Annotated in this window: 17 protein-coding genes and 1 riboswitch; of the genes, 6 read left to right on the top strand and 11 right to left on the bottom strand. The window is 42.2% G+C overall.

Annotation, left to right across the window (positions count from 1 at the left end; all coding sequences use genetic code 11):
* Nucleotides 1-118: 118 nt before the first annotated feature.
* The 5 genes from QNN06_RS26080 (at nt 119) to QNN06_RS26060 (ending at nt 3,625) form a co-directional block, all read left to right on the top strand.
* A complete protein-coding gene (locus tag QNN06_RS26080) occupies nt 119-1,378 on the top strand; it encodes a S8 family peptidase (RefSeq protein WP_284036235.1) in 1,260 nt (419 codons plus the stop codon).
* A 148-nt stretch (nt 1,379-1,526) separates the two neighbouring features.
* Nucleotides 1,527-2,747 carry a tetratricopeptide repeat protein gene (locus QNN06_RS26075; protein ID WP_284036234.1) on the top strand — a complete coding sequence of 407 codons (1,221 nt, stop codon included), beginning with the start codon at nt 1,527-1,529 and terminating at the stop codon, nt 2,745-2,747.
* A 19-nt stretch (nt 2,748-2,766) separates the two neighbouring features.
* Nucleotides 2,767-2,919, top strand: a complete 153-nt coding sequence (locus QNN06_RS26070) for a hypothetical protein (protein WP_213117899.1) — start codon at nt 2,767-2,769, stop codon at nt 2,917-2,919.
* 74 nt (nt 2,920-2,993) lie between these two features.
* Nucleotides 2,994-3,167 (top strand): hypothetical protein, encoded by a 174-nt coding sequence (locus tag QNN06_RS26065; protein ID WP_213117900.1) that lies wholly within the window; start codon nt 2,994-2,996, stop codon nt 3,165-3,167.
* Nucleotides 3,168-3,226: 59 nt separating this feature from the next.
* Complete coding sequence (locus QNN06_RS26060; RefSeq protein ID WP_213117901.1) at nt 3,227-3,625, top strand: cytosolic protein; 399 nt, start codon at nt 3,227-3,229, stop codon at nt 3,623-3,625.
* Between the two features lie 246 nt (nt 3,626-3,871).
* Here QNN06_RS26060 and QNN06_RS26055 read toward each other — a convergent pair whose 3' ends face one another.
* The 11 genes from QNN06_RS26055 to QNN06_RS26005 all read right to left on the bottom strand — a co-directional run bounded on the left by QNN06_RS26055 (nt 3,872) and on the right by QNN06_RS26005 (nt 18,571).
* Nucleotides 3,872-4,846, bottom strand: a complete 975-nt coding sequence (locus tag QNN06_RS26055) for a nuclease-related domain-containing protein (protein WP_284036233.1) — start codon at nt 4,844-4,846, stop codon at nt 3,872-3,874.
* Nucleotides 4,847-5,052: 206 nt separating this feature from the next.
* The gene (locus tag QNN06_RS26050; protein WP_284036232.1) at nt 5,053-6,564 is read right to left on the bottom strand and encodes an MDR family MFS transporter; all 1,512 of its coding nucleotides are present in this window, start codon (nt 6,562-6,564) and stop codon (nt 5,053-5,055) included.
* Nucleotides 6,565-6,846: 282 nt separating this feature from the next.
* On the bottom strand, nt 6,847-7,410 hold the full coding sequence (locus tag QNN06_RS26045) for an FAD-dependent oxidoreductase (RefSeq protein ID WP_284036231.1): 564 nt from the start codon (nt 7,408-7,410) through the stop codon (nt 6,847-6,849).
* 137 nt (nt 7,411-7,547) lie between these two features.
* The gene (locus QNN06_RS26040; RefSeq protein WP_217032041.1) at nt 7,548-7,760 is read right to left on the bottom strand and encodes a hypothetical protein; all 213 of its coding nucleotides are present in this window, start codon (nt 7,758-7,760) and stop codon (nt 7,548-7,550) included.
* A gap of 70 nt (nt 7,761-7,830) precedes the next feature.
* Nucleotides 7,831-9,033: an MFS transporter gene (locus QNN06_RS26035; RefSeq protein ID WP_284036230.1), complete on the bottom strand. Its 1,203-nt coding sequence runs from the start codon at nt 9,031-9,033 to the stop codon at nt 7,831-7,833.
* 14 nt (nt 9,034-9,047) lie between these two features.
* Nucleotides 9,048-9,452 (bottom strand): MarR family winged helix-turn-helix transcriptional regulator, encoded by a 405-nt coding sequence (locus QNN06_RS26030; protein ID WP_213117907.1) that lies wholly within the window; start codon nt 9,450-9,452, stop codon nt 9,048-9,050.
* A gap of 136 nt (nt 9,453-9,588) precedes the next feature.
* On the bottom strand, nt 9,589-13,038 hold the full coding sequence (gene metH, locus QNN06_RS26025; RefSeq protein ID WP_284036229.1) for a methionine synthase: 3,450 nt from the start codon (nt 13,036-13,038) through the stop codon (nt 9,589-9,591).
* Nucleotides 13,019-14,878, bottom strand: a complete 1,860-nt coding sequence (locus QNN06_RS26020; RefSeq protein WP_284036228.1) for a bifunctional homocysteine S-methyltransferase/methylenetetrahydrofolate reductase — start codon at nt 14,876-14,878, stop codon at nt 13,019-13,021. Before QNN06_RS26020 ends, metH begins: the two co-directional genes overlap by 20 nt.
* 11 nt (nt 14,879-14,889) lie before the next feature.
* On the bottom strand, nt 14,890-16,062 hold the full coding sequence (gene metC, locus QNN06_RS26015) for a cystathionine beta-lyase (RefSeq protein WP_284036227.1): 1,173 nt from the start codon (nt 16,060-16,062) through the stop codon (nt 14,890-14,892).
* The gene (locus tag QNN06_RS26010) at nt 16,062-17,174 is read right to left on the bottom strand and encodes a methionine biosynthesis PLP-dependent protein (protein ID WP_213117911.1); all 1,113 of its coding nucleotides are present in this window, start codon (nt 17,172-17,174) and stop codon (nt 16,062-16,064) included. The genes metC and QNN06_RS26010 overlap by 1 nt, the downstream gene beginning before the upstream one ends.
* A gap of 82 nt (nt 17,175-17,256) precedes the next feature.
* Nucleotides 17,257-17,371: riboswitch (SAM riboswitch) on the bottom strand.
* Between the two features lie 141 nt (nt 17,372-17,512).
* A complete protein-coding gene (locus QNN06_RS26005) occupies nt 17,513-18,571 on the bottom strand; it encodes a lactonase family protein (protein WP_213117912.1) in 1,059 nt (352 codons plus the stop codon).
* Between the two features lie 210 nt (nt 18,572-18,781).
* On the opposite strand from QNN06_RS26005, the gene QNN06_RS26000 reads away from it, so the two are divergent.
* Nucleotides 18,782-19,480, top strand: coding sequence for a DsbA family protein (locus QNN06_RS26000; protein ID WP_213117913.1), 699 nt, complete (start codon nt 18,782-18,784; stop codon nt 19,478-19,480).

Below are 19,480 nucleotides of genomic sequence, written 5' to 3'. Positions count from 1 at the left end.
ATAAAAAATTTTCCCAACATGAGATGGCTTGACTACCTGTTATCGGTTGTGATTTCCCCGAATAGTTTTTTTGTATCAGCGCTAAACGCTGTACATACTTTTCGAGGGGAGTTTCTGGATGAAAAAAAGACGATTATTGGGGACTGTTCTACTCAGTGCAGTCATGGGAATTTCGACTTTTGCTTCAGGTGCCTTTGGACAGCAAACAAGCAGTCAGGAGTCTTATCGGGTATTCATTCAAGGCCCGGCAGCGGAAAAGGCACAAGCCAAAGCCAATTATGGTGCCCGCTGGGATTTTGGAGTGGAGGGCTTTACGACAACAGTTAATTCCCAGCAATACCAAGCGCTTTTAAAAAATAAAAACTTAACGATTGAAAATCTTCCAGAAATGCAGCTCGCAGATAAACCGGAGGCTAAGGCAAAACCGGGAGGAGGGATTGCCACGGGTCCAAGTGACAGGACGCCATGGGGAATAGAGGCAATTTATAATGATGCCACTATTGCTTCCACTTCTGGTGGGGGTGGAATTAAGGTTGCGGTGCTAGATACAGGTGTAATTAATCACAAGGATTTGGTTAGTAATATTGATCAATGTAAGGACTTTTCGCAAAACAAGTCCCCTCTAGTTGAGGGAAGCTGTAATGATGGCAACGGGCATGGAACCCATGTTGCCGGGACTATCCTCGCTAACGGGGGCAGTAATGGCACCGGAATCTATGGGGTTGCCCCAGATTCCAAGCTGTGGGCTTATAAGGTGTTAAGTGACCGCGGATCGGGGTATTCGGATGATATTGCCGGAGCCATTCGCAAGGCAGCCGATGAAGGTGTTCGTCTTGGATCAAAGGTCATTATTTCGATGTCGCTCGGCTCAAGTACAAAGAGTACCCTCATTGAGGATGCGGTTAATTATGCATATGGCAAAGGAGTGCTTGTTGTCGCCGCCGCCGGAAATGATGGACCTGGTTCAAACACCATCGGTTACCCAGGCGCTCTTGTAAATGCGGTGGCTGTTGCTGCCTTGGAAAATGTTCAGGAAAATGGCACCTATCGCGTCGCGGACTTCTCATCACGCGGAAATCCTGTAACAGCAGGTGATTATATCATTCAGGAACACGATGTCGAAGTTTCTGCGCCGGGAAGAGCGATTGAATCGACGTGGAAGGATGGCGGCTATAACACGATTAGCGGAACATCAATGGCAACTCCGCATGTTTCCGGGCTTGCAGCGAAGCTATGGGCGGCAAACCCATCCTGGTCCCATACCCAGCTTCGCGCTGAACTGCAAAACCGGGCAAAATTATATGATATTAAAGGCGGCTCTGGTGCCGCAACGGGCGACGATTATGCATCAGGCTTCGGATTCCCTAGAGTAAAATAATAATAGTGGCGGGGGCTCAGGTCTCCGCCGCTTTGATACTGTGAAGAACATGTTTTTGTTATTTTAATAATAGTCTGAAAAAATATATTTCAGAATGGAAATTATTGATGTAAAATAGTGTAAAAAAGAGAGGCAAGCTGGTGACATAATGGAATTTGGAGCACTGATCAAATACTATCGTACCCAGAGAGGAATCACCCAGGCAGAGCTTGCTAAAGGGATATGCTCGGTTCCCCATTTAAGTAAAATAGAGAACAACTCCAAAGAAGCAAACGAGGAGACCATCGCCCTTCTGCTTGAACGACTAAATATAAGCATGGAAGAGATGGAGGAAAATGAGGAAAAAATAAAAATCCTTATTCGGGAATTTAGTAACAGGATTAACTTTTATTTAAAAGAAGAAATAGAGGAAACTTATCAGAAACTAAAACAGATAGAACATTTAATTCCGTTTTCTAAGTATATCCACATTTGGGGTTTATATAAATATAGGTATCTATTATTTAAGGGAAAAATGGACGAAGCCGAACACCAAAAAGATTTATTGTATAAGCAAAAGAAAAATTTTTCCCAACATGAAGAGTATTTATTTCGTTATTATAATGCGGTATTTTTAATGTGGAAGGGTCAATATAAAAATGCTGATGACATATTTGATACCCTTCATACTGAAAATAACTATCAGGCATCGGATGGGGAATTCCTTTATCATCGGGCTCTGGTAAAGAGTTCTCTTGAGCAGTCGGGCCATGCCATTCATTTTGGTAAACTTGCGCTGCAAATGTTTATGAATCAACATAACTTTATCCGGATTCTTCATACCCTTATGCTGTTAGGGATCAATTATACTAACTCAAATATATATGAAGAAGCGGAAGAATGTTTCCAACATATTATCCGAAATGCCAAATTACTAAAAGAAGAACAGTTACTTCCGCAAATTTACCATAATATGGGGCATTTGCAATTTAAAATGAAGCATCTTAATGAGTCGCTGTTCTATTATGAAAAAAGTTTGGAACTGCAGCCGAATATTAATCAGCACTACCTCGTTACTTTATATTCCATTGGAGAAATTAATTACTTTTTAGGGGCAAAGGAAAAATCGATAGAATGCTTTCAAGAAGTAAATTCTCTTGCAAAGGATCTAGGGGTAAAGAAATTTAGACTTTTAAGCGAATATTATCTGCAACTTATGTCTTCTCCGATAAAGGGCTATAAATACTTGGAATCAAAAGTAATACCTTTTTTAGAAGAGGAAAATGATTCCCAAGAGGACCTTACCCATTATTATAAAATGCTTGCTGATTATTATTTTGAAAAGGATATGGCTTTGGAAGCTGTCAAGTATTTAAATAAAATTACATAGAAAAAGAGGAGGCAAATTTATGAAGAAGTTTATTATTGGATTTGTTCTATCCGTTTCGGTGTTAGGGCTCTTCACATTTTCTGACAATGGGAAAGTTCAAAAGACTAGCAATGATGTAGCAATTTCTACTTACATGTCTTCACCACCTCCAATCCAACCGCCAATCGGTTGATAGGAAAATCCCTGATTAATCAGGGGTTTTTTTTGTGCATAATAAGTAATAAATTTTTTGAAGAGGTGTTTCTTATGACCAATAGGAACAAAGAGCCGCAGTTTCAAAGCGGAAAGGCAGAAGACAAGTCTGTTAAAGGGCTTTACGGATTAGATCCGGAAATGAGCTTATTATCTGTGAATTTTGCCACGACAGAAAATCCCTTCCTGAATGAACACTATCAGGAAGACTCGAAAGAAAACCAATAAAAATGGTTATGCTATTCATATGTGTTTAAATTTTTGGTAGTGATTTAGGAGGTATTTTAATGAAATCTTTTGTGGTAAGTTTTCATCAAGAAGATAATGTTGATACGATGCAGGTTCAAAAATTAAATCAAGAGGAATTTGAAAAAGCGACAGAAGGCGGTACAAGACATCTATTTGAACTGGACACAAACATTGGCTTGTTCATTTTTTTCGATGGAGCAGACAAAGACGGGGACATCTCCTACATGGTGCTCCAGTATGAAGAAGACAACGAGGATCCAGTTGCCTGCTACTCCTTCCAGCTTAAGGATTTTTACGAATTTATGGCCCTCTACCTGAATGATTTTGAATTTAATGATGAACAAGATGAAGAGGACGAAGAAGCATACGGCCCGGTTCATCATTTAGCGCATTTACTATTTCATATTGCGGGTGAAGGCAGGGATTTGGAGGTTTAACATTAAAAGGACGCCGATTTTTGTGCGTCCTTTTGATGTTTTTGGTCTAAAACTTGTTTATTAGTCTTTGAAAAGGGTAATTTTTCTTTGAAAAATTATAAATTTTAGCACTTAAAAAAGGGAAATTTCCTTCTAAAAAAATTCTATTGGCGAATTTTTCGAGTCTATTGGCGAATTAAGGACTTCAATTGGCGAATTATAAGATCCTATTGGCGAATCCGACACTTCTATTGGCGAATTGAATTCTTACCATGGGAATGATTTAGGAAAATAAATTCTATACCTGTTTTCTCCAGTATGATTTAGTTTTTCAGAATGAAGAAGTCTTTTCGCGGTATGAATTAATTTTAAATGTGTAAACGCACGAAATTCTTTACTAGTAATTTTCATATCATAAAGCAAAAAATAGTCCATCAATGCATTCATATGGGCATCAGCTGAATATTTGTCGCAGCGAGGGCACCACCATTTTTGTTTTTTACGGATTAGTGGAAGATAGCCGCAATAAGGGCACTGAACCCCGGTTAGTAGATCTGACCTTTGAATTCCAAACTTTTTTAATAGGTACTTTGTTGGTGGTGTATTCAACTTTACCAGATATTTGCAAAGTTTTCGGAGTTCTTTCGAGGTGAGGATTGCATCGGGATACAATTTTTCGAAGAATTCAATTCTGTTGAGAAGAACATCAGCCTTACAGGTACGGGGCTTTACTTTGCGGGAATTGGGGCCAGATACGACATAAGTACAATATGAATTACTAAAGACAATTAAATATTCAACCGGTAATGGGGGATAACCATTATCGGTCAGCAACTTTTTAATATATTTTTGGTGCCTCTCTACTTGAGCAACCGGATAAGGATAACCCTTCTCTTTCTCATTAACGATTTGCGTAAACTGCTCATTTTCGGTATCAATTATTAATTTCCCGGCCATATGTTTAACTGAAATAACTAAGGCGTATGCAGGAGTAATCAGAAGGGTGTCAATTTGAAGGTTAAATTCATTATCAGGAAGATTTAAATCATGAAGTATCATGTATTTGTCTTTCGGGAGCATTCGAAAATAGAAATCGAGTGATTTTTCTCCCTGATATCCAGCTTCCCTCCTTCTAAGTTCATCCAAAATTTCTTGATACTTCATGTTACTTAGTGGCAGGCGCCGTAAAATAGCGGCCAAAATAAGAATTTTTATTGGAATTGTCCTGTCTTTTATAAGCAAGGTAACCTCTCCTTTCTTTTTGAAAAATAAATTCGAAAAAAAGAGGGTGAATCCTGCCGAATTTTATCGAAAATTATTAAAAAATTGTGTCCGGTATTAAAAATTGAAAACCTTTAAATTGTAAGTAAATTTCTATTGGCGAATTTTTATGCTCTATTGGCGAATTAATAAAGCACCAGACCTCAAACAGGATCCAGTGCTCTAAATTACCCCCGCGAACCTTCTTTATTTACCTCAACCCTAGCTTTCCCCATAAAGAATATCGTCACAGCCGCCAAAGCAATTGGAATCAACGTAAGCGTAAAGGTATAGGTAATTGATTCCGACAGCGCATGAATGATCTTATCTAAAATAACCCCAGGAATTTTCGCACGTTCGCTTGCTTCAAAGATTTCCCGTGGATCACCCATTTTAAACCCACCGCCGCCTTGCATTCCCTTAAATGCCTCTTTCAAACGATCTGTAAAGACATTATTTTGAATCGTACCGTAAATCGTTACCCCCAGCGTCATTCCAAACGAGCGCAAAAACGAGTTCGTGGAGTTCGCTGTGCCCCGATATTGCGGCTCCAGGTTATGAAGCGAGGCGGTCGGCAGAAGGGAGAAGGAGAAGCCGACGCCAAAGCCGACAAGAATCATGAAAATGGTCAGCATCAAGCGGGACGTATCCTCGGTCATGGTACCTAGGCAATACATGCCAACAGCATATGAGATTATCGAGATAATCATTAAATTCCGATAAGACGTTTTTGTTAAAAAAATACCTCCGATAGAACTCCCGGCAACAGATCCAAGCATCATCGGTGTTAAAATCAGCCCTGCATTTTTAGCCGTTCCGCCAAAAACCGCCTGCACAAAAATCGGAATAAACACTGTTAAAATAATAAACGTGCCGCCATATAAAAAGGCGAGAATCTGCGATGCAGCAAACAACCGTCTTTTAAAAAGCCATAACGGTAAAATCGGTTCTGCAGCCTTGAATTCTGCTATAAAAAATGCAACGAAAAAGACTACAAAACTTGCAAATAAGCTGATAATCGGAGCAGAATTCCATTCATATTCCTTTCCACCCAGTTCCAACGCGAACATCAGGCTGACAACCGAAATGACCAGGGTAACCGCCCCAAGCCAATCAATTTTTAGTTTTGAATGCTGTAAGGATTCATGATAATAGCGAACAATTAAAATAATCGAAACGAGTCCAAGTGGGATATTAACATAGAAAATCCAATGCCAACTGATATAATCCGTAATATAAGCACCCAAAAGCGGGCCAAGTACGCTTGACAGGCCGAAAACCGCGCCAAGCAGGCCGGTCATCCTTCCGCGTTTCTCCGGCGGAAAAATATCAAAGACAATCGTAAAAGCGATCGGCATCAATGCGCCACCGCCAATGCCCTGAATGGCTCGAAAAATACTTAATTGGACAATGGTTTGTGCGAATCCGCAGAGGGCCGAACCAATCAAAAACACCGTTAACCCAAACAGGAAAAAGCGTTTCCGCCCATACATATCGGAAAGTTTGCCGAATATCGGCATGCCCGCCATGACGGCTACCATGTAGGCAGAGGTGACCCAAACAAATTTATCGAGCCCGCCAAGGTCGGAAACAATCGTTCCCATCGCAGTGGCAACAATCGTGTTGTCCATCGCTGACATCAAAATGGCCAGAAGCAGACCGGCTGTCACAAGGTTAATATTGCTGTCATGTTTGATCATAAAAGTCTCCTTATTCAATTTTTAAACTCATAGGCCGATGGCCCAAAAAAACTCCTCCGAAATAGTTTAACTGACAGAAGATAGAAAATAAAATTAAATTTTTATAAAAAAAATCCCCTTCTGCAAGGGGATTAAACTTAGCTAATAAGAAAGTATGAACTTTCTGTCGAAAGCTTTATATTTCTTAACGCATAAATTCAACTACGCCTCTGTCTTCGTCCTAACGGACTCGCCAATCAGCGAGTTTTCATTTATCGTATTAGAATTACAATCAAAGGCAGCTTAAGCTTTCAATACATCATGGTCAACGTAGCGCTCACCATTGATTTCGCTGATCACATTAATGGCAACCTTTGCGCCGTCACCGGCAGTAATAATTGTATGTACGCTGACACCAGCAGCAGTACCGGCAGCCCAAATACCGTCAATGTTTGTTTTTCCTTCGGCATTTACATCAAAAACTGTTTTGATTCTTGGTTCTGTACCTGGCTTTGTATTTAAGCCAGCCTTTTCAGCAAGGTCAGTCAAAGCACCGGTCGCAATAATTATATGTTTTGCTTCAAACGTTTTTTGATCTGTCTCTACTGAAAATCCAGCATCAGTTTTAATAATGTTTGTAACGGTCGCTTGAACAATTTCCGCACCAAATTTACGAGCCTGTTCTTTTCCGGTTTCCACAAGTTCAGGGCCTGTAATTTCTTTTACACCATAATGGTTTTCAATCCACGCCCGTTTAGTCATGCTCTTATCATTATCAACAACCAATGTTTGTTTCCCGGCTTTTGCAGTAAATAAAGCAGCACTAGCGCCAGCAGCGCCTGCACCAACGATGACTACATCAAACATATCAAAACCTCCAATTATTTATTTTTTCAATAATAATGGTAGCCAATTACAAACTAAAAGTAAAATGAACTGCTTATTTCTAAATGTTTGGAGAACGAAATAATTTCTTTCTTGATGGGGGATGAACATCTGCGGAACTATCTGGTTGCTTGGGAAAAATAAAAAGAACCATCATTTCCGTCAGGGGTTTGATGGTTCCTGTGCTTAAATTGGTATAAATGGTCTTTTTTAGTCTTTGTTACCCGGTTTCTCATATCGGTAAAAACAAACGGGCTCCGCTTTGCTTCGGGATTCATTTTTCCTTCCCTGGAAAGCTTTTCGCGCAGCTTTTTTGCTTTTGATTTTGCCATAAAAAATCACTCCTTTAAAAATTGCTTGGATAACATTATATACTATTTGAAGGAGTGATGTAAGAGAAATTTATGATATTTCCTGAGCTCTAGATTGCGCCTTTGTAGTCGCCTTCCTTTTTGTATGAAGAACATAAAATAAACCAGCACCGATTAAAATATAAAATGCACAAATGAAATACATCGAGCTATATTCCATTTTGGCGGCAATTATGCCCACTAAAAATGACCCAAATGCGATACCTGTGTCGTAAATGGATAAAAATGTTGCTGTTGCTAAGCCTCTTTTTCGAGGTTCTGCATTTTGAATCGCAATCGTTTGGAAGGTTGGAAAAAGTGTTCCCCAGCCTAAACCGATTAGGCCTGCCGAAAGGAGGAACGTAAACGCCCCATTACTTTGGCTCAAGACGGCCATTCCAATTGCAAATAGAATGAGACATGGATAAGAAATCACGTTTGGACCATATAAATCCAGCCATTTTCCTGTAAAAGGTCTTGAAATTAGCAGGACCACCGCATAAATAACAAAGAACAGGCTCGAAACATGCTCTAAATGAATTTGGGCTGCATAGATAGATACAAAAGAAAGCAGTGCTGAATAAACAATTGCCAGGAAGCCGCCAACGATGGCAATCGGAACAGCGGAAAGCTCAAACAGATTTCGGACCGAGAAGGCTGCAGCCACCTTCTGTTCGTCTTGTTCCTGTTTTGGAAGCTTAACGCTTAGACCGGTAATCAAAGCGCCAATTGCCACTGCAATGCTTATGATAAACATGATTTTAGTGCCCCATTGCTGCATCGTCATCAACCCGACAAAAGGTCCTAATACCATGGCCATATTGGTTGATAAGACGAAATAACCCATTCCTTCACCTCTCCTGGAAAAAGGAATGATGTCAGCAACAATCGCCCCCGCTGCTGTTGTTGCCATACCAAAACCAATACCGTGCAGCAGGCGGATGACTAAAAATCCAGCTGTTGTTTTAGGGAATAGGTAAAAGGGAGCCGCTGCTGCAAAAAGAATCAGCGCGGTTAACAGCACCTTTTTGTTTCCAGCACGTTCAAGCCAGTTACCTGCAAGCGGCCGCGAAATAATAGCAGAAAGCAAAAAGACGGTTGTCATTAATCCTGCCTGTGAAGCGCTTGTGTGAAGCTCATTCAACGCATAACTTGGAAGTGTTACTAGCAATATATAAAAGGTCAAAAATAAGAAAAAGTTACTTGCAGAAATACCAATAAAATTTTTCGTCCATAATTTTGGTTTGTTAGACATTTAATGCACTCCTTTTAATAAAGCTGTTCAAGCCAGCTTTTTTGAAGTTGATATAGTTCCTCCTTATGTGATTTTGGGAGCAATGATTTATTCAATTCGATGACGATTTTTTCCCACTCCGGATATTTGGCATGCGCTTCATCCGTTAATTCAACACGTTTTTCACGTTTATCCTGACCGGGAATCTGTTTAACGTAGCCTTGTTTAACCATGCGCTGGATCGTTCGGGTCATGGGAGGTGCTTCAACAGCTAAATATTCACTGAGCTCTTTTTGAGTTAATGAGCCTTTGTTTTTTAAAACAAAAATAACGGCCCATTGCGAACCGTATAATCCCGTTGGTTTCAGTGCTTCATTGAGTTTATTCGTTAGACGTCGTGATAATTGATGAAGGGTATGGATTAATTCGTGATTGATCATAATTCGCTCCAAATCAATAATTAATTACCTAGGTAACTATAATGGATATATTAAAAAATGTCAAGAAATGTTCACAATATGTCGACCTTCCTAAAAAAAATTCCGCGGAACATTATTCCGCGGAATCTTTATAAGACTATCTTAACACATTAAAATACCTTGCCTCCGGATGGGCGAAAACAATGGCAGAAACAGATGCTTCAGGCTCCATCATACAGCCATCTGTTAACTGGATACCGATATCCTCCGGCTGGATTAGTTTAAAGAGCTTCTTCTGATCCTCTAGGTCAGGGCAGGCAGGGTAACCAAATGAGAAGCGCTGGCCTTGATAATGGGCCGCGAAACGGTCCTGCATTGTAAAGGTTAGAGGGTCCGGGAAGCCCCAGCGGTCACGCATCTGCCGGTGAATCAATTCAGCCAAGCCTTCGGCACTTTCAAGAGCGAGAGACTGCAAGGCGTGGCTTTCAAGGAAGCGGCCGGATGCTTTAAACTGATCAGCTTGCTCGCGAATGCCCCTTCCGGCAGTTACCGTAAAGAAACCGACATAATCCATGACGCCGCTATCGACTGGCTTTAGGAAATCTGCCAAACATAAATATGGTGCAGATTCCTGACGTGGAAAATCAAATGTTTCAATTATCTTCTCATGATTTTCCGGATCATAAATATGAACATTATTACCCTCAGATTGTGCCGGGAAAAATTGATACACGGCCGCAGGTGTAATCCAGCTATTTGCGCTGGCATCCGCGATCAGATTATCAACCATGTTTTTTACTTTCCAAGCCTTCTCATCATTCTCGGCCAGCAGTTTTGAAATTTTCCCTTTCACACCTAGATGGTGGCCCAACAGCATCTGCATATTGATATACGGTTCAATATGCGACAAGGAATAGGATTTTAGTACATGCCGTTTTGTATCTCTTGGAACAAAAACCGGAACCTCAGTAGAGACAGCAGCCCTCGGCTTAACAGCCGTAGTGAGAGGAGAGCGGACTGGCAGCTCTCGTGGTACATCTAAGGCGGCCAGCTTTTCCTGTTTTTCGGCGAATAATCTTTCAAGCTCCTCTGGGGATTGAAGTTGGTTGGCGAGTGCTAAGCCATTCATCGCATCTTTGGCGTAAAGAACAAGTCCTTCGTATTCCTTGGCAATTTTCGTATCCGTAAATTTGCGGGAAAGTGCCGCACCGCCTACCATGATAGGGAGGGAGATGCCTGCTTCCTTCATATCCTGTGCCGTTAACACCATTTGCTGGGCCGATTTCACCAAAAGACCGGATAGCCCAACCATGTCCGGTTGGTTTTCGCGAATAGCTTTAATTAGTTCGGCAGGTGCCACCTTAATCCCAAGATCAATGACTTCGTAACCATTATTACTGAGAATAATATCGACCAGGTTTTTCCCAATATCATGGACGTCTCCTTTAACAGTGGCCAAAATAACTTTTCCTTTTGAGGCAGACACATCGCCTTTTTCCATAAAAGGTTCCAAGTGGGAAACGGAGGCCTTCATGACTTCTGCACTCTGAAGAACTTCGGCGACGATTAACTGGTTATCATTAAACAGTCGTCCGACTTCCTTCATTCCGTCCATTAACGGACCATTTATAATATCAAGAGGGGCAGGATACTTGGCGAGTGCCTCTTCCAAATCAGGAATGAGTCCTTCCTTTGTCCCTTCGATAATATAATAGCCGAGCCGCTCTTCAAGACTCATATCGAGCGTAGTGCCTTTGGCTACCTTCTTCTTATCCCGATAAAAATCAGTGAAAACAGCCAATGTTTCATCGGTAGTATCGAATAAAAGGGCCTCGGCAAGTGCCACTTCCTCTTTGGAGATGGAAGCGAACCGTTCCAGCTTTTCTGTATTGACAATCGCATAATCAAGTCCCGCTTGGGTGCAGTGGTAGAGGAATACAGAATTCAATATTTCCCGTCCAACCGGTGGCAGCCCGAAGGATACGTTACTTATGCCGAGTATCGTTTGCACACCAGGAAGCTGTTCCTTGATTAAGCGGATGCCATCAACTGTGGCTTTAGCAGAACCAATATATTGCTCATCACCTGTACCTACAGGAAACACTAATGGGTCAAAAATTAAATCCTGAGGCTTCAATTTATATTTGTTGACTAAGATATCATGCGAACGGCGGGCAATTTCCAATTTGCGTTCTGCAGTAACCCCCATGCCTGTTTCGTCAATAGTACCGACAACAACGGCAGCCCCGTATCGGTGAATCAATGGCACTACCGCTTGGAAACGTTCTTCGCCGTCCTCAAGGTTGATGGAATTAATAATCGCTTTTCCCTGCGAGTACTTCAACGCCTTTTCAATAACCTTTTCATCTGTTGAGTCGATGACAAGCGGCACCTTTACCTTTTTGACGACTTCGGTGATGAAGTTTTCCATATCGACAAGCTCTTCACGGTCCGGGTCAGCAAGACAAATATCGATGACGTGCGCTCCGCCTTTTACCTGGGCACGGGCTATTTCTGCCGCCTCTTCAAATTTACCTTCAGCTATCAAACGTTTAAATTTGCGTGACCCAATAACATTGGTCCGTTCTCCGACCATGATTGGCCTTAAAGTAGGATCATCGTAAATGAACGGTTCAATTCCTGAAACCATATGATGGGAGGATGGCTGGAATTCCCTTGGCTTGTAATCTTTCATTGCATCCGCAATAGCACGAATGTGATCAGGGGTCGTACCGCAGCAGCCGCCGACAATATTGAGCCAGCCATGAGCGGCAAAATCAGCCAGCTTTTTCGCCAGTGTTTCCGGTGTCTCATGATAGTGGCCCTCCTCGTCAGGCAGGCCGGCATTCGGATAGCAGCTGACTGCGGTTCCGGACAGATTAGCGAGCGAGCGTACATGGTCCTGCATAAACTCTGGTCCTGTTGCGCAGTTCAATCCAACAGCCACTGGATTCATATGCTCGATGGAAATATAAAAAGAATCAATCGTTTGCCCCGCTAAAGTCGTTCCCATTGGCTCGATTGTTCCAGAAATAAACAGCGGCAATGTTTTGCCGGTTTTTTCAAACGCTTTTTGGATGCCGACATAGCCGGCCTTAACATTCAGCATATCTTGAGACGTCTCAAGAAGGAGCAGATCAACTCCACCGTCAATTAAGCCAATCGCTTGTTCCTCATAGGCGGCAGCTAAGGCATCAAAGGTCGTTCCGCCGGTAACGCTTAATGTCTTTGTTGTCGGTCCCATGGAACCGGCCACATAGCGAGGCCAATCTTCGGTGGAAGCTGCCTGAGCTTCCTTCACAGCAATCATTGCAGCAATTTTATTGATTTCATAGGCTTTATATCCAAGCTCATACTCATCTAAGACAATACTGGCGGCGCCGAATGTATTAGTCTCGATGATATCAGCTCCGGACTCTAAATATTCGCGGTGAATGCGCGCAATAACTGCTGGAGCGGTTAAATTGAGATTTTCATTACAGCCCTCGTATTGTTCGCCGCCAAAATCATCTGCAGAAAGACCTGCTTGCTGCAGCATCGTGCCCATTGCCCCGTCCATTACTAGGATGCGTTTTTTCAGCTGCTCATTAAATGGTCGTTTCGACATCGCTGTTCCCCCTCAGTTCACACGCACGCTGCCGGGCATAAAGGGCCAGTTCAGCAGTAAGCTCATAGCGCAAAAATGGTGTGATTAAATAAATTCCATTAAATAAATCTAATGCTGCATCGATTAGCCCCTTGGTAATTTTAACACCTTCTTTGGCCGCTTGGAGCGGGTTATCATGAAGCGCAGCCATCCGTTCACGAATGGAGTCGGAAATTTTAATTCCAGGCACCTCATTATGAAGGAACTCCGCGTTTTTACTGCTGGTAAGCGGCATTAAGCCGATGTAGATCGGCGCTTTTAAGTGTTTCGTATTTTCATAGACTTCAAGCAATTTTTCTTCAGAAAAAACAGGCTGGGAGATAAAATAGTCAGCCCCATGCGCAATTTTCTTCTCCAGTCGTTTGACTGCTTTTTCCACAGAGCGGACATTCGGGTTAAAGGCTCCGGCAATGCTGAACGCCGTTTTCTGGCCCAAGTCCTTTCCGGAAAAAGATAAGCCTTCATTTAATTGTTTAATCATTTGAATTAGTTCAAATGAAGAAACATCATAAACGGAAGAAGCCCCCGGAAAATCGCCGACCCGGGCAGGGTCACCGGTGATTGCCAGAACATCGTGCATTCCTAACGTGTGCAGACCCATTAAATGGGATTGCAGACCGATAATGTTGCGGTCACGGCAGGAAATATGGATTAGCGGACGCATTCCCAGTTCTTTTTTAACCATATAACCTAATGATTCATTGGATATCCTTACTTGGGCAAGAGAATTATCGGCCAGCGTAATCGCATCAATTCCTGCTTCCTTTAAAGCCTTTGCCCCATCAAAAAACTTCTTTGTATCAAGCTTTCTTGGTGGATCTAATTCAACGATAACAGATGGGCGTTCCTTCACAATATCTTGAAGAGGGGTGTAATCCCGCTTGGCAGGACGATCTTCAACTATGATTTTCTTTGGTTTTAATTCTACTACTTTTTCTGTTATCGGAGCGCTATTTTTTAATTCTGTGGCAAATGCCCTGATGTGTTCAGGTGTTGTTCCGCAGCATCCGCCTAAAAGCCTGACACCTTGTTTGCGGAATTCAGCCGCTGACCTGCGGAAGTAGTCAGCATCACCATCATAATGAAACTTTCCATCTGTATAAGCAGGGAGACTGGCGTTTGGATAGACTGAAAGAAAGGCACGCTTAGGCAGTTCGATTTGTTCGAGCGCTACCAGCATATGATGCGGGCCAAGCCGGCAGTTTAGACCGACAACGTTCGCGCCAAGCCCTTCAAGTCTCTGCAATGCCTCATTTACAGGAGTACGATCCTGCAGAATACCCGGTTCTGCAAGAGAAACTTGGGCAATAATTGGCAGTTTTGTTTCTTTTCTCGCAATGGTAAGAACGGTTTCGAGTTCTTCGAGGTCATAAAAGGTTTCGAGTAAAAGGCCGTCAACACCCTCTAATAAAAGGCAATACAGCTGCTCGCGAAAGCTTCGTTTAATTTCTTCCATTGAAATGGATTTGGGCTTGATGCCACGGTTGCCGCCCAAGGTCCCGAGCACGTAGGCACGGTTCCCGGCGGCTTTTTTGGCAATCTGTACAGCGGCGCTGTTGATATCCTTGACCGAATCCTCCAGCCCGTACCGTCCAAGCTTTAAATAGTTGGCTGCATAGGTGTTCGTTTGAATAATATCGGCACCGGCATCAATATAGGCTTTATGGATATTCAGAATTTGCTCAGAGCGGGAAAGATTTAATTCCTCAAAACAGGAATCTTTTCCATAGGAATAAAGCATTGTTCCCATGGCTCCGTCGGCAATCAAAATTTGATTTTGTAATTTTTCTAGAAAACTCATCGTTATTCTCCTTAAGAGAGCTTATTCACCTGCAGCTTTTCCAAGGCTTGCGAAAAATCCTTCATCAAGTCTTCAGGTTTTTCAAGTCCGACTGAAAGTCGCAACAGACTGTTTTTAATTCCTCGTTTTTCCCTTTCCGCTTGCGGCATGGCAGCATGGGACATTTTTGCCGGATACGACAAAATGGATTCTACAGCACCAAGGCTGACAGCGAAGACAGGAATTTTTACATTTGAAACAAAGGTCCTAAGGGCATCCTCGTCAGCCAGTTCAAATGAAAGAACTGCACCCGCGCCACTTGCCTGCTTCTCCTGCAATTCCTTCTCCGGATGATTTTCGAGCGCTGGGTAATACACTTTTTCGATTAGAGGGTGATTCTCTAGGAATCTGGCGATTTGCAAAGCGGCTTTCTGTGACTGCTCAAGACGGACGTGAAGAGTTTTCAAGCCTCTCATCACAAGCCAGGCGTCTTGTACGCCAAGTACTGCGCCAAACGAATTTTGTAAAAAATAAAGCCTTTTTGCCAGTGCTTCATCCTTAACTACCGCTAGACCCGCGACAACGTCACTATGGCCAGATAAGAATTTGGTGGCACTGTGAAGGACCACATCGGAGCCAAGCTCCAACGGCTTTTGCAGTGCAGGGGTAAGGAAGGTGTTATCAACAAAGGTCAGGGCGTTATGTGCCTTTGCCAGCTGGCTGATGGCCTGTACATCAGTCACCTTCAATAATGGGTTAGATGGTGTTTCTACATAAAATGCTTTTGTATTTGGCCTGATGGCTTGCTTAACCTGATCAAAATCAGTCATATCAACAAAGGTATGTTCAATCCCGAAACGTGTTAGGACCTCAGTGACCATCCTATAGGTTCCGCCGTATACATCCTCAGTAATAACAACGTGATCTCCGGAAGAAAGTAACAGGAAGGCGGTGGAAATGGCAGCCATTCCTGAAGAGAAGGCAAACCCACGGATTCCGCCTTCGAGCTCTGCAATAATATCTTCAAGAGCTTCCCGCGTTGGATTTAAGCTGCGGGCGTAATCGTATTTTCCAAAACTGTCAATTTCAAACTGATGAAAGGTAGATGCGTGCTGGATCGGGACACTGACGGCTCCTGTTTGTGCATCCATTTTATGACGATTATGAAGAAGCCTCGTTTCAAAACTAAATTCTTCGTGTTCCATCACACATTCACTCCTTCAACTAATTTTGCAAGAGCCTGCTCTAGGTCAAAAATGATATCCTCTGCATCTTCAATTCCTACGGAAAAACGCAACAAGCGGTTGCAGACGCCTTTTTCAATCCGAATTTCTTCGGGAATATCAGCGTGGGTTTGGGTCGCCGGATAGGTGATAAAGCTCTCGGTTCCGCCAAGGCTTTCAGCAAATGAAATCAAATTTATGTTTTGCAAAAACGGATTTACCCATGATTCATCTTTTAAACGGAACGAAACCATCCCGCCTCGTCCTGGGTAAAGAACATCTGTTACTGCATCACTATTAGATAGGAACTCGACAACCGCCTTAGCGTTTTTCTCATGTCTTTCCATGCGAAGTGATAATGTTTTCATACCGCGCATTAACAGCCAGGAATCGAATGGGCTTAAAACGGCGCCTGCACCATTATGATGGAAAGCTAATGCTTCACAAAGCTCCTTGCCTTTAGCAACAATGAGTCCGGCAAGAACATCGTTATGTCCTCCAAGGTATTTCGTCGCACTATGCATGACAATGTCTGCACCAAGTGCAATCGGCTGCTGTAGTAGCGGGGTGTAGAAGGTGTTGTCCACTATTAATAATATGCTATGTTCCTTTGCAATTTTTGCCACTGCTGCAATATCTGCCTCCTGCATTAGCGGATTGGTTGGAGTCTCCAAGAAGATAGCTTTCGTCTGTGGAGTTATGCTCTTTTCAACTTCTTCCGGAAAACAGGTATTGACATATTGGCTTTTCAAGCCCCACTTTTGAAATCCTTTTTCCAGCAAACGGTAGGTTCCGCCATATAAATCCTCGCTAACCAGCCATTCATCACCAGACTGAAATAAGGAAAGAATCGTTAAAATTGCCCCCATTCCTGAGCTGCAGGCAAAGCCTTGATCTCCGCCTTCTAAATCGGCGATGGTTTTCTCAAGCAACTGGCGTGTCGGATTTCCAGTTCGAATATAATCAAATCCTGTTGATTGTCCAATCCCCTCGTGGCGGAATGCAGTTGAAAAATATACTGGGGGATTAACGGTTCCTGTTGTAGTTTCACTGCGGTTCCCAATTTGCGCTAGTTTCGTATCGATTTTATACATTTTTGTCTACACTCCTTTTTGATATTAAAAAAAGGCCTTCTATAAGAAGAAGACCTTTGCATGTACAACACATCTGTCACTCTTCTTATCTCGCAAATTAGTAACAATTTGCAGGACTTAGCACCGTTTCAATGTTAAAGACATTGAAGGTTGCTGAGGTGTCACCGGGCCCTTCCCTCAACCTCTCTTGATAAGAACATATTAATATTTAGATTATTTATAAAATTTACTACACTAAATGAATGGTGTCAATGGATTTCTAAGGATTTTGAGTAAGTTTCACGATGTAAGCGCTTCATATCCTTTGCTGGTTCTCCATTAATCCTGGTGACTATTGTTTAAACATGGAGAAACTTCACACATACTGGTTGAGGCACTATTATATCCGACTGAATCAGTGTTAATCGACCAGATATTTCATCCCTCGCAAAAAGCACAAGATTCCCCGATTCCTGATTAGAAGCAACAATAAACTTCTCGGAAGGATCCAGTTCAAAATCCCTCGGCCAATCCCCTTCAGTAGACGTATGCTCAATAAACGTTAACTCACCTGTCTCTCCATTAACACTGAAAACAGCAATACTGTTATGCCCGCGGTTTCCTGCGTACACAAAGCGGCCATCGGAAGAGATATGGATCGCGCTTCCCTGGTTATTCTCTTTAAAGTCCTCTGGAAGAGTAGAAATATATTGCTTTTCAGTAAAATGGCCATTTTCCGGATGATAGGTGAGCACAATTACCTCAGAGCTGAACTCAGTCATTAAATAGGCAAGTTTCCCGTTTGGATGAAATGTCAAATGCCGAGGTCCGCTTCCTGCTTTTAATGGCAATAGTTTCACTTTTGTAAGGGTTCCGTCGTCGTCGACCTTATAGGTGATCAGCGCATCAGTTCCCAATTCGACAACCGCTAAGTATTTTTCATCAGGGGTAAGCCCGGCATAATGGGTATGGGCTTTTTCCTGCCTTGGGTCCGGCCCTCGGCCTTCATGTTTTATACTTGAAGCCGTAGGCTGAACAGATCCGTCTTCCCCGTTAACAAGGTGAGACTCGACAGTACCTTTATGATAATTGGTGGTAAAGACGTAATTCCGCTGGCTGTCCACACTAACGTGGCAAGGCGGTGAACCTGGCGTCATTTGCCGGTTTATAGCTGTCAGCTCCCCGTTATCATTAATTGAAAATGCCGCAATGCCGCCAACTTCCCCCTCTTTCCCCACAGAATAAAGAAAACGATTATCATTGCTAATCGTTAAGTATGTAGGGTTTTCTAGCTCCGCTGCCACTTTCACATTTTCAATCTTCCCTTCCCCAGTATTTAAGGTAAAGGAGTAGATTCCTTTGCTGTCTCCCTTTGTATAGGTACCGATATAACCCATATAGCTGTTGTTATTCGTCATATTCGTGCTCCTTTATATTCATAATCTAACTTATTTTATCAATTTTAGTTGAAAGTTATAAAAAATAACAACTTTAATAACTGTAAGTGTCAACAACACCTATAAAGTCGGAATCAATTATTTGATTTATTACAATAGATAAGTAATATTAAAACTATCTGGGAAAATAAATTTATCTCATAAATAATAGTTTTTTGAAGGAGTCTGATCATGGCAAATAATAAAAAAGCAAATACAAAGAATTCATCCTCAAAGTTTATTTTTTGGGTAGTCGGCTTAATTGCCGTTGGGGTTTTGGCACTTATTTTTTTAGGCAACCACTCCAAGGATAAAGAAGCAGTTAAATCAAATGAGATTGACTACAGCCATCAGCCATTTTTGGGTAAGGAATCCGCTCCAGTATCTATCATTGAATTTGGGGATTATAAATGTCCGTATTGTAAGGAGTTTTCTGCATCCGCTGTTCCGTTTATTGAAAAGGAACTGGTCGATACGGGAAAGGCTAAATTCTACTTCTTTAATGATTCCTTTATAAACGTCGATTCTGAGCGTTCGGCCAAATTTGCGGAATCTGTTTATGCTGAACTTGGAAACGATACATTCTGGAAATTCCATGATCTTCTTTATAAAAAGCAGCCTGAAGATCAAAAATATGAAAAAATCGATCTTTATACGGAAAAGTTCTTAACTGATACACTAAAGGAAGTGGCTGGTGACAAAGAAGTGGATAAGGTGGTTAAGCACTTCCAAGCCGACAAATCGAAGGATGCCTGGCAAAAGGATATGGATTATGTGAAAAAATTAAATGTTCAAGGAACTCCCGCATTATTTGTTAATGGCAAAAAGTTTGAAGGTCAATCCATCGACGACTTAAAAGAGATGGTCGAAAACGCCGCAAAGGGGAAGTGA

Source organism: Neobacillus sp. 114 (genome assembly GCF_030127045.1).
GTDB classification, from domain to species: Bacteria; Bacillota; Bacilli; order Bacillales; family Cytobacillaceae; genus Neobacillus; species Neobacillus rhizophilus.
Note: the sequence above shows the minus strand (reverse complement) of the source record. Positions and strands in the feature narration are given on the sequence as shown.